The organism is Tenacibaculum sp. AHE14PA (genome assembly GCF_019278465.1).
GTDB classification, from domain to species: domain Bacteria; phylum Bacteroidota; class Bacteroidia; order Flavobacteriales; family Flavobacteriaceae; genus Polaribacter; species Polaribacter bernardetii.
This window is the reverse complement of record NZ_CP058983.1, coordinates 67,639-81,410: the sequence shown is the minus strand read 5'-3', so window position 1 is coordinate 81,410 and position 13,772 is coordinate 67,639. Positions and strand designations below refer to the sequence as shown.

The following is a 13,772-nucleotide window of genomic DNA, read 5'->3' as shown; positions in this document are numbered from 1 at the left end:
AATTTTAAAGCACTTAGCTCGTTCACTTTTTTATATTTGTCAAAAACATCAAAAAAACATGAAATCAAATATTATATTTTTAGCTGCAATTCTTTTATCTACAGTAACATTTTCTCAAACTAAATTAGGTACTGTAAATAGTAACTTAATTATAGGTAAAATGCCACAAATGAAAAATGTTTTACGAAGAGTAGAAAATTCTGGTAAAAAATTAGATTCTTCTTTTAGCATAAAAGCTACTGAGTATCAAACGAAATCTCAAACCTTTAGTGAGACTCAAAAAACATTAAGTGAAGCTGATAAAAAAACAAAATATCAAGAACTAATTTCTTTAGAACAAGATTTACAAAAATTTCGTGTTAACGGTACAAAAATGATGCAATTACAAAGAGAAGAATATATGCGACCGTTATATAAAAAACTAAGTGAAGTTATTAGCGAAGTTGCTAAAGAAAATGGTTATACTCAAGTTTTAACTACTGATGGGAATGAATTTGGTTATGTTGATGAAAATTTTGACATCACTCAATTAGTTTTAGATAAATTAGGTATCAAAGAATAATTTTGACTTTTCAAAAGCATTATGAATAAAAAAGAATTTATAGGACTCGCATTAATATTTATTGGAATGATAATGCAATTGATGCTAAAAATTGAAATTATTAATTTTATTTCCGGAATCTTAATTGGTGCTGGGATAGGCTTTCTTATTGCTAATAAAATTAAGAATAATCCTATTTCTTTTTAATGGATAAAAAATCTAAAAACTTACAATTACAATACGAAGGATTTTTACAAACACCTTTTCTATGGCATGGAAAAGGTGTTTTTGATTTTGACCAATTTGAAATAAACCCAAATAAAATAACTATTTTTAACGCTGTAATTACCCAAAATTTACGCTTAGGAAAATTAGTAGAACGTTTTGTTTCTTATGAGCTACAACAAAATTCATCAATTAAAATTATTGCCGAAAACATTCAAATTCAACAAGAAAAATTAACTTTAGGCGAGTTAGATTGTATTTTATATAAAAATGAAAAACCAATACATGTAGAAATTGTTTACAAATTTTATCTATATGATAATACCGTAGGAAGTACAGAAATAGCACATTGGATTGGGCCAAACAGAAAAGATTCATTAGTACAAAAACTAACAAAACTTAAAGAAAAACAATTACCACTACTCTACTCTAAACAATGCGAAACTTATTTAGATAAACTAAATTTAGTTACTAACGAAATTGATCAGCAACTCTATTTTAAAGCCCAGTTATTTGTTCCTTTAAAAGAATATGGAAACAAGTTTCCTCTAATAAATAATGACTGTATTATTGGGTTTTATGCAACGTTAAAAGAACTCGAACAATTTAAGGAATGTAAATTTCACATTCCGAATAAACACGATTGGTTGGTTAAACCACATACAAATATTGATTGGCTTAATTTTAATCTTTATACTGAAAAAGCTAACTCTTTTCTTGAAGAAAAAAGAGCACCTTTATGCTGGATAAAACACCCGAACGGTAAAATCATGAAGTTTTTTGTTGTTTGGTGGGATTTTTGATATCACCTAGAAAAATAAATTATGAAAATAATAAAAACCGTATCATTTACCCTTTCAGTACTTTTTATTTTCGCATTTTCTTCCTGTGTTGAAGATGAAGTTAAAAGCGCATCATGCATAGAATTCGATAAAATCTCACAAGGTTACAATATTTTAGAAACAGCTGTTTTTACAACTAAAATTATTGAATTCGAAATTTATAATACATGTCCTTATAAAATAAAAGTTACCGATATAAAAATCCGAGGAAAAAATGCTAGTGAATTTACAATTCAGGGAATTGCAGAAGGCACCTATCTAACAGAGAATAAAATAAAATTCAATATTCTTTTCTCTCCTAAAAGTTTAGGGAAAAAAGAAGCTGGCTTAACGATTTTTCATGAGTTTGGATCTCAAGTTATTTTTGTGAATGGCGAAGGGGTTTAACTATGATCCTTTTCTTGCGACAGTTTTTACCAATCTTTTTCTAGATGTAATAAAATAAACACCTGTTAATAAAATTACAGATGCTATTACCGATTGTTCGGTAAGTTGCTCATCTAACAAACTCCAACCTAAAAACAAGGCTATTATCGGGTTTACATAAGCGGATGTTGCTACTTTTTCTGGTGATACCGATTTTAAAAGATAATTAAAAGCTGTAAAAGCAACAATACCTCCAAAAATAACCAAGAACAGCATCGCTCCTTGTGTTTTACTAGCCCAATTTAATGGCGAAACCCATGTTTCTTTAAAAATTAAACTTGATATTACTAATATAGTTCCTGCTATTAACATTTGATATCCCGTAGCAACCAAGTAATTTTTTGGTAAATCTGCTTTCGATACAAAAACACTTCCGTAGCTCCAACTTAACACACAGGTTAAGATCATAAAAATACCTAAAACACCACCTTCAGAAGTTGTAATTTCTTTCTGACTTACCAATAAATACATTCCCGCTAAACCAAATAACACTCCGATTACTGATTTCCGTTGCATTTTTTTACCATCTATTAAACGCAATAAGAAAAGCACAAACAATGGTTGTGTTGATGCTAATAATGCAGCAAAACCTGTATCAACATATTTTAAAGCCCATACAAAAACTCCGTTTCCATATACTAGAAACAAAAAACCTGCTATTGCTGAATTTAGAAGTTGTGTTTTGTTTATTTTTATTGATATTTTTAACAATGTAGCAATGATCATAATCAACACACCTGCCACTAAAAATCGAATAGAAGCCAAAAATAAGGGAGACAATTCGGTTACCGCAATTTTATTAAATAAATAAGTAGATCCCCATATAATATATATCGAAAAAAATGCTGCAATAATTAATAATTTGGAGTTTTTCATACTTACTTAGTTTATAAAGTAAAAATACTATAATTGTAATTTATAAAAGTGGATTAAAATATATTTTTTCAGAAGCTATTTCCCGCTTTTCGCACTCGCTCTCTGCGAGGAGCTCAAACAAATGCTACAATCGGGGCTAGACTGCTTATTAAATTATGGCTAAGTTCTATACTTCTAGTTATTTTATTAAAACATGTGAGATTTTTAAAAACAAAAAAATTACCAATAGTGGTGATCTTTTGTTTGAAATATATCAAAGTATATTCTATAAATATCAAATCGTCTTTCTGAATTTATTTCAGAATCAAATTCTCTTAATTCAAACTAAATTGCCATGAGAAACTGAAATAAATTCAGGTTGACGTAAAATCTACATAAAAAAAATAGTCGTCATACTGAACTTGTTTCAGTATCACATCCTAAAAGCAATACTAAATTGCCATGAGAACCTGAAATAAATTTAGGTTGACGTAAAATCTACATAAAAAAACATAGTCGTCGTACTGAACTTGTTTCAGTATCACATCCTAAAAAGCAATACTAAATCGCCATGAGAACCTGAAATAAATCAGGTTTTCATAAACATTAATCAATCAAAATACTTTTATATAAGTGTCTCTAAATAATGACTTTCTATAGCATATGTTTCTTTTAAGCCAGATATTTTATCATCTATTTTAGAAGTATCGTTCTTTTTAGATGATTTACTTGCCACCAACATTACATTTTTACGCGTATGTTCGTTACTTATAAATTCAAATACTTTTGTATTGTAATTACTTTTTTCTAAAATAAGCGCACGGATCGTATCAGTAACCATTTCGAATTGGCGCTCTTTAAAGATTCCGTATTTTAAAAGCGGACTCTCCTGCTCTTTTCCTTTTACTTGCTGGCGGATTTGTTTATGACAACATGGTGCACAAATAATTAATTCAGCTTTAGCTGATAATCCTTTGTAAATGGCATCGTCTGTTGCGGTATCACAAGCATGTAAAGCAATTAAAATATCAATTTTATTATTATCATATTCCTGAATTGGCTGAGCTACAAACGATAATTTTTTAAACTCAGATTTTTCGGCTATATCATTACAATAATCCACCAATTCTTTACGCAATTCAATACCAGTAACTGTAGCACTGTATTTTTTTTGATTTACTAAATAATCATACAAAGCAAAAGTTAAATAGCCTTTACCCGATCCCATATCAACAATATTAATATGTTTTGGTAATTTGGTAGACTTTAATAAACCTTCAATAATCTCTAAATATTTATTAATTTGACGGTATTTATCGGCCATTTTATGAATCACCTTACCTTCTTTATCGGTAATTCCTAAATAATGTAAATAACTTCCAGCTTCGGCTAAACGTTCTTTTGGTTTATCATGGGTTACGGGCAATTTATTTTTAAAACTCGCCGCATTTTCACGATAAGAAACCTTTTTCTTTTTTGATATAAAAACCAATAAATCTTTAGATAATGTAAATAAAGTTGCCGCTCTAAAATTATCCATCAATAAGATTTCTAATTCAGATAATGCTTCGGTAATAGTATAATTTTTAACCTTATCATTTGTAGTATAATGATAGGTAAATTGCATCATTTCTGCTCCTTTAATAGTTACCAAACGAACATATACGTTTGGCAATCCATCACTTTTCTTGATAGGTTTACTTAAAGTTAGTTTTACAAATTCAGATTCTAAAACACTTTCGTTTAACGCATCTCTTAGTTGTTGAAATTCATTCATATTGCAAAAATAGTTAATAAGCATTAGTTTATTAGTAAAATAGACTAACTAAAACTTTTTTCTATGCAAAAAAGAAGGATAATAAACATTGCTGTTTATTATCCTTCTTAAATTTAATAACTAAATATCTTTAATTACGGTAAAAGAACATTATTAACAGCATGAATTACCCCATTTGTTCCTTGTACATCTGTTACCGAAATAACTACTGATTGACCGCTTGATGTTTCTAATTTAGCCCCATCTGTTAAATCTACAGTTACCATTCCTTCTGATAACATAGTAATTTCTTGATTATCTGATAACTGATCAGCTTGTACATTTGCTCCGTTCACTACGTGATATTTTAAAACTGCATCTAAAGTTGCAATTGGTACATCTCCTAAACCGTTCCAATCATCATTGCTATCTAATAATGCTTGAAAAGCAGCATTAGTTGGTGCAAATACTGTAAAAGGTCCGTCTCCGTTTAATACAGCAACGAAATCAGTTGTATGTCTATCATCTGTTAAGGCAGCTACTAAACTTGTAAAACCTGAATTATTTAAAGCTAAAGTTACAATGTTTGCTGGTAACATTACTTTATCAATAACGTGAACTACACCATTACTTCCTTGAATATCTACTATTACAGGTTTAGAATCTCCATTGAATTCAACACCTCCTGTAGTTTCTATTTGCAATGATAAGCTCTCATCATTTGGTCCTGTTGCTAATGTATTTACATAAGTATCTGAAAGACCTGCTGATTGTACGTTTGCTCCGCTTAATACGTGAAATCTTAATACTGAATCTAATGTTTCAATAGGAATATCGCCTAAAGAGCTCCAAGAATCATTACTATCTAATAATGATTGAAAAGCTGCGTTTGTTGGTGCAAAAACGGTGAATGGTCCATCACCATTTAATACTGAAACAAAATCTGTTGTATGTCTTGTATCTGTTAAAGCAGCTACTAAACTTGTAAGTCCGCTATTATTTAAAGCCAAAGTTACAATAGTAGGTGGTAACATTACTTTATCTATAATATGTACAACACCATTACTTGCTTCAACATCAACTGTTATAGGTTTAGAATCTCCATTAAACTCTACACCTCCAGTAGTTTCAACCTGTAATGATAAATTTTCATCGTTTGGTCCTGTTGCTAAAGTTTTAACATAAGTATCAGAAAGATCTGCTGATGTTACTTTAGATGTTAAAACATGAAACTTTAATACTGTTGCTAAAGTTTCAGTAGGAATGTCGTTTAAAGTACTCCAATCATCGTTTGAATCTAATAACGCAGCAAAAGCATCGTTATTTGGTGCAAACACAGTATAAGGTCCATTCATTTTTAAAGCATCTACTAAATCGGCTTTTACAACCGCATCAACTAATATACTTAATGACGGAGTAGCCGAAGCTAACTCTATAATGTCTTTAGGGTTGTCAATAACAACTACAGGATCGTCGTCATCACTACAAGATGTTAATAATGATAAACTTAGTAATAAACCAAGTGCCGCAATACTTTTAAATTTTTTAATAACCATTTTTAATAATTTTTTAATTAATAATTAGTGTTTGTTATTTGATAATTTTTATTGAAATAAAATTACTTTGTTTATCTTATTTTACAAATTAATAAACAAATTAAAATTAGATATAAAAAATATCACTTAATACTTATAGTAATTAGTGATACACAAATATACAAATGTTTAACTAAATGACAAATAAGTTAAACGTTATTTTTATGTTAAAAAAAACACCTCCTAGAATTAACTAAAAGGTATTGGTAAATTATTATTATTATTATGAAAAATGTTTTACAAAAGAAATTTAATTAATTTCTTTCTTTTAAAACAGCTTCTATTTCTGTTAATGTAAATCCTTTCGCCTTTAAAAGAATTACAATATGATAAAATAAATCGGCAGCTTCATTTTTAAATAAATCGGCATCATTATCTTTTGCTTCAATAACCAATTCTACCGCTTCTTCTCCTACTTTCTGTGCTACTTTATTAATTCCTCGTTTATATAGTTTATTTGTATATGACGTTGGATGATCAGTATCTATACGATCGCTAACAATTCGCTCTAATTCATATAAAAACCCTTTTGGAGTTTCTTCCGCAAAACAAGAAGTAGTTCCTTTATGACAAGTTGGACCTGCTGGCATTACTTTTATTAAAATAGTATCGTTATCACAATCGATTTTAATATCGTTCACTTCTAAAAAATTACCAGACTCCTCACCTTTTGTCCATAACCTATTTTTACTTCTACTAAAAAAAGTTACTTTATTTTCTTTCTTTGTTTTTAAGAAAGCTTCTTCGTTCATATACCCTAACATTAATACTTGTAATGTGGTATTATTCTGAATTATTACAGGAACTAACCCGTCTCCTTTTGTAAAATCTATATTCATCGTACTGGTATATTTTGTTCTTTTAAATATTCTTTAAGCTTTGGCACTGGTATTTCAGCGAAATGAAAAATACTAGCTGCTAAACCTGCACTCGCTTCTGTTTTTGTAAATACATCTTTAAAGTGTATTTCTTTACCGGCTCCGCCTGATGCTATTACAGGTATATTTATTGCTTTACTAACATCATTTGTTATATCTAGCGCAAAACCTGCTTTTGTTCCATCGTTATTCATTGATGTTAATAAAATTTCTCCTGCACCTAATTTTTCAACTTCCTTAGCCCAAGCAACCGTTTCTAACTCAGTTTCATGAGTTCCTCCTTTTGTAAATACTTTCCAATTATTATTTACATTTTTGGTATCAATAGCAACTACTACAAACTGACTTCCAAAACGATTTTTTAAATCGGTTATTAACTGCGGGTTTTTAACTGCCGATGAATTGATACTTACTTTATCTGCACCTGCTTTTATCAAAGCCAAAGCATCATCAACCGTACTTATTCCACCACCAACTGTAAAAGGTATATTTATTTCTTGCGCTATTTTCTCTACTAACTCAACTAACGTTTTTCTGTTTTCGAGCGTTGCAGTAATATCTAAAAACACCAACTCATCAGCACCATCTTTTACATATTGCTTAGCCAATTCAATCGGATCACCTGCGTCTTTAATATCAATAAAATTAACACCTTTTACTGTGCGACCGTTTTTGATATCTAAACAAGGTATTATTCTTTTTTTTAACATATTTAATAGTTATCATCATTTTTAAAATCCAAAGAAACCTTTTAAAAGATCACTTCATCATTCTTTCTTGCAATGATGTATTATTTTATTATAAAATTTTCTAATTGCTTCAACGAAATTCTATTTTCGTAAATCGCTTTACCCAAAATTGCGCCTTCACAACCTATTTCTTTAAGTCGTATTAAATCATCAATATTAGCAACACCACCACTTGCTATTAAGTTAACGCCACTTTTACTTAATATTTCTTGGTATAACTCAACAGATGCACCTTGTAACATTCCGTCTTTAGCAACATCTGTACAAATAGTATTTTTAATTCCTAATTTCTCATATTTTATGATAAAATCAATCACCTCTACTTCTGATGTTTCTAACCATCCGTGTGTAGCAATTTTACGATTGATACAATCGGCACCTAAAATAATTTTATCGCTACCATATTCTGTTAACCATCCTGTAAAAATATCAGGGTTTTTAACAGCGATACTTCCTCCCGTTATCTGACTTGCACCGTTATCGAAAGCAATTCGTAAATCTTCATCTGATTTTAATCCACCACCGAAATCGATTTTTAAATTTGTTTTGGCAGCAATTTCTTGCAACACTTTGTAATTTACAATGTGTTGTGATTTGGCTCCATCTAAATCTACTAAATGTAAATATTCGATTCCGCTATCTTCAAATTCTTTTGCTACTTCAACAGGATTTTCGTTATATATTTTTTTGGTTGCATAATCGCCTTTTGTTAAGCGTACACATTTTCCGTCAATAATATCTATGGCAGGTATAATTCTCATTTTCTTAATTTTATAATTCTAAAAAGTTTTTTAGTAATTTTTCACCGATGCTTGCTGATTTTTCTGGATGAAATTGCATGGCATAAAAATTATCTTTTTGCATAATCGAACTAAATGGTTTTATATAATCACAAGTTGCAATAGTATTTTCACAAACTTCAGCATAATAACCGTGCACATAATATACATCTTCATTAATAGCTAGATTCTCTACTATTTTTGATGGTTTTATTTCTGAAAAGTTATTCCATCCCATGTGTGGCACTTTCATTAAAGGAGGAAACTGTTTTGTTACGGTATCAAAAATACCTAAACATGTTGTATTGCCTTCTTCTGATGATGCGCACATTAATTGTAAACCTAAGCAAATACCCAATACTGGCTGGGTAAGAGATACTAAAAGTTCGTCTAATTTACGTTCTTTTAAATAAGCCATTGCCGAACTTGCTTCACCAACACCCGGAAATATTACTTTATCAGCTTGTTGTATTTCTATTGGATTATCAGTTATTATACTTTCATAACCTAAACGGTTAAGTGTATTTTGAACCGATCGTATATTACCGGCATTATATTTTATAATTGCAATCATAATACTATAGCGTTCCTTTGGTTGATGGTAAAATCATTTTACTAGTATCTCTCTTTACAGCTACTTTTATTGCTTTAGCAAAAGCTTTAAAAATTGCCTCTATTTTGTGATGCTCATTTGTTCCTTCTGCTTTAATATTTAAGTTACATTTTGCACCATCGGTAAATGATTTAAAAAAGTGAAAAAACATTTCAGTAGGCATTTTACCTACCATTTCTCTTTTAAAATCTGCTTCCCAAACTAACCAATTTCTACCTCCAAAATCAATAGCTACTTGCGCTAAACAATCATCCATTGGTAAACAAAATCCGTAACGCTCTATTCCTAACTTATTACCTAATGCTTTATTAAAAACCTCTCCTAATGCAATGGCTGTATCTTCAATAGTATGGTGCTCATCAACTTCTAAATCTCCTTTAACCTGAATATCTAAATCCATTTGCCCATGACGCGCAATTTGATCTAACATATGATCGAAGAAATCAATTCCTGTACTAATATTACTTTTTCCTGTTCCGTCTAGGTTTAATTGAATATCAATTTTGGTTTCGTTCGTATTTCTAACAATACCATCGGTTCTTTCTTCTAGTTTTAAAAACTCATAAATAGCATTCCAATCACTACTTTCTAAAGCAATAAATTCATCTAAATCACTTCTTTTTACCGTAATTTCATCGGTTCCTAAAAAAGTTTCATCATTGATGTAAATTCCTTTTGATCCTAAGTTTTTTGCCAATTCAATATCCGTTAAACGATCTCCGATTACAAATGAATTTGCTAAATCATATTCTTCAGAAAAAAACTTGGTTAATAAACCTGTATTTGGCTTTCTTGTTGGCTGATTATCTTTTGCAAAAGTGATATCAATAATTTCTTCAGCAAAAACAATTCCTTCGTCTTTTAAAGTTTTCATTACAAAATTGTGCACAGGCCAAAAACTATTTTCAGGATATACTTCGGTTCCCAAACCATCTTGATTGGTTACTAAAACCAACTCGAAATCTAACTCATTTGCAATTTTACTTAATCCTTGAAATACCTTCGGATAAAATTCTAATTTTTCGAATGAATCTGTTTGTTCATCTGCAGGTTCTTTAATTAAAGTTCCGTCTCTATCTATAAATAATACTTTTTTCATGTGTTTTCTTTTTATTAAAATCAATATTTTCTACTAAAATCTCTAGACTATGCTCAATGTGACAGTAATTATATGATTGATTTTAATGCTGTAATTAGTTGTGTGTTTTCTTCTTTACTACCAACGGTAATTCGTAAACAATTGTTTACTAAACTATTTCTGTTACGCGTAATTATTTTTTTAGCGACCAATGTATTATAAACTGTATTTGCATCGGTAACTTCTATCAAAATAAAATTAGCTTCCGTTGGGTATATTTTTTTGATAAGTTTTATATTCTTAAACTCATTCATTAAGCGATCTTTTTCGTTAATGATTGTGTTTTTATTCGCTTCGAACAAAGAAATATTATCTAATGAAGCAATAATTGCTTCTTGATTTAAAGTACTTACATTATAAGGTGGCTTTACTTTATTATACAAATCTATAACGTTAGAATTTGCATAGGCAACTCCTACCCTTGCGCCTGCCAATCCCCAAGCTTTACTAAAAGTCTGACTTACAATTAAGTTCGGATAATTAGCCAATTGTGTTGCATACGAATCTCTTGTACTAAAATCGATATAAGCTTCGTCTATAATTACCATTCCGTTAAAATTATCGAGAATATACTGAATAGTTTCATCCTCAAAACAATTTCCTGTTGGATTGTTTGGTGAACAAATAAATATAATTTTTACATCCTCCATATCTAAATATGGCTGTAGCTGGTTTAAGCTTATTTGAAAATCATTTACCAAAGGTTGCTTAATTAACTCAACATCATTAATACTTGCGGATACGTCGTACATACCATAAGTAGGCGAAAAAGTTAACGCTTTATCTTTACCAGGCTCACAAAAAATTCTGAATGCTAAATCGATTACTTCATCACTTCCGTTTCCTATAAAAATCTGATTATTCTCAACGTTTTTTATAGTTGATAAACGTTCTTTAATTTTTGTTTGCTTCGGATCTGGATACCTATTTAAAGTTCCAAACGGATTTTCATTAGCATCTAAATAAACCTCTGCTGTCCCTTTAAACTCATCTCTTGCTGATGAATAGGCTTTTAACTTTTGAATGTTCTTGCGAACTATTTTTTCTAAACTAAACATTTTCAACATCTTTTAATCTTAATGTAACAGCATTTTTATGCGCCTGTAGTCCTTCAGCGGCTGCCATTATTTCAATCGTTTCACCAATGTTTTGTATTCCTTCTTTGGATATTTTTTGAAACGTAATACTTTTTGTAAAACTATCTAAATTAACACCTGAATATGCTTTTGCAAATCCGTTTGTTGGTAAGGTATGATTCGTTCCTGAAGCATAATCACCAGCACTTTCTGGCGTATAGTTTCCTATAAATACCGAACCTGCATTAGCTATTTTGTCTATAAAAAAGTCATCATTTTTAGTTGCTATAATTAAATGTTCTGGTGCATAATCATTTACAAAATTAATAGCCTCATACTCATCTTTAATTAAAACAACTTTTGTGTTTTTTAATGCTTTTTCTGTAATTTCTTTTCTTGATAAATTAAGAAGTTGTGCATCTATTTCTTTTGATACTTCGGCAATTAAATTTAATGAATCTGACACTAAAACAACCTGACTATCTGCTCCGTGTTCTGCCTGACTTAATAAATCGGATGCTACAAATGCAGCATTAGCCGAGTCATCCGCCATTACTAATAATTCACTAGGACCAGCTGGCATATCAATTGCAATTCCGTATTGTGTTGCCAATTGTTTTGCTACTGTTACATATTGGTTTCCAGGACCAAAAACTTTAGATACTTTTGGTATCGTTTCTGTACCAAATGTAAAACTAGCTATGGCTTGTATACCACCAACTTTATATATTTTAGTTACTCCACAAAGTGCTGCCGTGTATAAAATAGCAGGATTAATTTCTCCTTTTTTATCCGGAGGAGAACATAAAATGATTTCTTTACAACCTGCAATATTCGCAGGGGTTGCTAACATTAATACTGTAGAAAATAACGGAGCAGTTCCGCCAGGAATGTACAATCCTACTTTTTCTATAGGCCTTTTTTCTTGCCAACATTGCACTCCTTTTGTTGTTTCTATCGCAATTTTTTCGGTTTTTTGAGCAGCATGAAAAATTTCAATATTTGCTTTTGCTTGTTGAATAGCATTTTTTAATTCTTTAGAAACTAAGTTTTCGGCATTTTTAATTTCCTCTGAACTAACTTCTAGTGTTTCTAAATTTACACCATCAAAAAGGGCTGTATACTTTTTTACTGCAATGTCGCCTGACTCTTTAACTTGTTTGAAAATATCATCTACAGTTTGTGCTATATCTTCAACAGATTTTGTGGGTCTTTTTAATAACGATTCCCAATTATCTTTATTTAATTCTACTGCTCTCATCTACCTTAATTTTTAAACAACCATTTTCTCTATAGGACACACTAAAATACCTTCTGCTCCATTAAGTTTTAGCTCATCTATAATATCCCAAAACTCATCTTTATCTAATACTGAGTGTACAGAGCTCCAACCTTCTTCTGCCAACGGTAAAACTGTTGGACTCCTCATTCCTGGTAAGATATCTATAATTTTTTCTAATTTATCATTTGGCGCATTTAACAAGACATATTTAGAACGTTTTCCTTTTAAAACCGATTGAATTCTGAATTGTAATTTATTTAAAATAGCTTTTCTTTCTTCTGTAATTAATGGTGAATTAGCTAAAACTGCTTCTGAAGTTAATAACACCTCTATTTCTTTTAAACCATTTTTAAATAAAGTAGAACCACTTGAAACAATATCACAAATTCCGTCTGCCAATCCTATATTTGGTGCAATTTCTACAGAACCATTAATGATGTGTAATTGTGCATCAATTTTATTTTTAGCTAAATATTTTTTAACCGTTTCTGGATACGAAGTTGCAATTCTTTTTCCGTTTAAATCTTTTAAAGAGTTTGCACTAGATTCTTTAGGAACCGCAATAGAAACCTTGCATTTAGAAAAACCTAAACGCTCTACAAATTCTAAATCATTTCCTTTTTCTATCAGTACATTTTCACCAATAATTGCAATATCAACGACACCGTCTCTTAAATACTGAGGAATATCTCCGTTACGTAAATAAAAAACTTCTAACGGAAAGTTACTTGCAGAAGCTTTTAGTTGGTCTTTACCATTATCTATAGAAATACCACAATCTTTTAAAAGTTGTAATGAATCTTGATTTAGTCTTCCTGATTTTTGAATGGCTATTCTTAATTTACTCATGTTGTTTTTGTTAATTTATTTGAGTAAATCTTAAGGTGTAGATAATTTCCTTTGTGGAAATAAAAAACCCGTTTGATTTACTCAAACGGGTTTAAAATATATGTTGATTTTATTCAATACATCTTTAGTTCGCCTGAGTGCAAATATGGTGATGATGATGATGTGCTT

The 13,772-nt window shown here is 30.1% G+C and carries 15 protein-coding genes; 4 read left to right on the top strand and 11 right to left on the bottom strand.

Annotated features, from left to right (window positions below):
• Positions 1-58: 58 nt before the first annotated feature.
• Genes H0I30_RS00385 through H0I30_RS00370 form a run of 4 tightly spaced genes read left to right on the top strand, consistent with a single transcriptional unit; the run spans position 59 to position 1,995 of the window.
• Positions 59-562 carry an OmpH family outer membrane protein gene (locus H0I30_RS00385; RefSeq protein WP_218772338.1) on the top strand — a complete coding sequence of 168 codons (504 nt, stop codon included), beginning with the start codon at positions 59-61 and terminating at the stop codon, positions 560-562.
• Positions 563-583: 21 nt separating this feature from the next.
• The gene (locus H0I30_RS00380) at positions 584-748 is read left to right on the top strand and encodes a hypothetical protein (RefSeq protein ID WP_218772337.1); all 165 of its coding nucleotides are present in this window, start codon (positions 584-586) and stop codon (positions 746-748) included.
• Complete coding sequence (locus H0I30_RS00375; protein ID WP_218772336.1) at positions 748-1,569, top strand: DUF1853 family protein; 822 nt, start codon at positions 748-750, stop codon at positions 1,567-1,569. The genes H0I30_RS00380 and H0I30_RS00375 overlap by 1 nt, the downstream gene beginning before the upstream one ends.
• Positions 1,570-1,590: 21 nt before the next feature.
• Positions 1,591-1,995 carry a hypothetical protein gene (locus H0I30_RS00370; RefSeq protein ID WP_218772335.1) on the top strand — a complete coding sequence of 135 codons (405 nt, stop codon included), beginning with the start codon at positions 1,591-1,593 and terminating at the stop codon, positions 1,993-1,995.
• Here the strand turns inward: H0I30_RS00370 and H0I30_RS00365 are convergent, their stop codons facing one another.
• The 11 genes from H0I30_RS00365 to hisG all read right to left on the bottom strand — a co-directional run bounded on the left by H0I30_RS00365 (position 1,996) and on the right by hisG (position 13,604).
• Positions 1,996-2,910, bottom strand: coding sequence for an EamA family transporter (locus H0I30_RS00365; RefSeq protein WP_218772334.1), 915 nt, complete (start codon positions 2,908-2,910; stop codon positions 1,996-1,998). It abuts the gene before it with no gap.
• A gap of 604 nt (positions 2,911-3,514) precedes the next feature.
• Positions 3,515-4,666 (bottom strand): SAM-dependent methyltransferase, encoded by a 1,152-nt coding sequence (locus H0I30_RS00360; RefSeq protein WP_218772333.1) that lies wholly within the window; start codon positions 4,664-4,666, stop codon positions 3,515-3,517.
• Positions 4,667-4,800: 134 nt separating this feature from the next.
• A complete protein-coding gene (locus H0I30_RS00355) occupies positions 4,801-6,201 on the bottom strand; it encodes a fasciclin domain-containing protein (RefSeq protein ID WP_218772332.1) in 1,401 nt (466 codons plus the stop codon).
• Between the two features lie 293 nt (positions 6,202-6,494).
• Complete coding sequence (gene hisIE / locus H0I30_RS00350) at positions 6,495-7,079, bottom strand: bifunctional phosphoribosyl-AMP cyclohydrolase/phosphoribosyl-ATP diphosphatase HisIE (protein ID WP_218772331.1); 585 nt, start codon at positions 7,077-7,079, stop codon at positions 6,495-6,497.
• Complete coding sequence (gene hisF, locus H0I30_RS00345; RefSeq protein WP_218772330.1) at positions 7,076-7,828, bottom strand: imidazole glycerol phosphate synthase subunit HisF; 753 nt, start codon at positions 7,826-7,828, stop codon at positions 7,076-7,078. The genes hisIE and hisF overlap by 4 nt, the downstream gene beginning before the upstream one ends.
• Before the next feature lie 80 nt (positions 7,829-7,908).
• Complete coding sequence (gene hisA, locus H0I30_RS00340; protein ID WP_218772329.1) at positions 7,909-8,628, bottom strand: 1-(5-phosphoribosyl)-5-[(5-phosphoribosylamino)methylideneamino]imidazole-4-carboxamide isomerase; 720 nt, start codon at positions 8,626-8,628, stop codon at positions 7,909-7,911.
• Positions 8,629-8,638: 10 nt separating this feature from the next.
• Positions 8,639-9,220 carry an imidazole glycerol phosphate synthase subunit HisH gene (gene hisH / locus H0I30_RS00335; protein WP_218772328.1) on the bottom strand — a complete coding sequence of 194 codons (582 nt, stop codon included), beginning with the start codon at positions 9,218-9,220 and terminating at the stop codon, positions 8,639-8,641.
• 4 nt (positions 9,221-9,224) lie between these two features.
• Complete coding sequence (gene hisB / locus H0I30_RS00330) at positions 9,225-10,358, bottom strand: bifunctional histidinol-phosphatase/imidazoleglycerol-phosphate dehydratase HisB (RefSeq protein ID WP_218772327.1); 1,134 nt, start codon at positions 10,356-10,358, stop codon at positions 9,225-9,227.
• Positions 10,359-10,426: 68 nt separating this feature from the next.
• Positions 10,427-11,455: a histidinol-phosphate transaminase gene (hisC, locus tag H0I30_RS00325; protein WP_218772326.1), complete on the bottom strand. Its 1,029-nt coding sequence runs from the start codon at positions 11,453-11,455 to the stop codon at positions 10,427-10,429.
• Positions 11,448-12,734 carry a histidinol dehydrogenase gene (gene hisD, locus H0I30_RS00320; RefSeq protein WP_218772325.1) on the bottom strand — a complete coding sequence of 429 codons (1,287 nt, stop codon included), beginning with the start codon at positions 12,732-12,734 and terminating at the stop codon, positions 11,448-11,450. The genes hisC and hisD overlap by 8 nt, the downstream gene beginning before the upstream one ends.
• A 12-nt stretch (positions 12,735-12,746) precedes the next feature.
• Positions 12,747-13,604 carry an ATP phosphoribosyltransferase gene (gene hisG / locus H0I30_RS00315; RefSeq protein WP_218772324.1) on the bottom strand — a complete coding sequence of 286 codons (858 nt, stop codon included), beginning with the start codon at positions 13,602-13,604 and terminating at the stop codon, positions 12,747-12,749.
• Positions 13,605-13,772 lie beyond the last annotated feature (168 nt).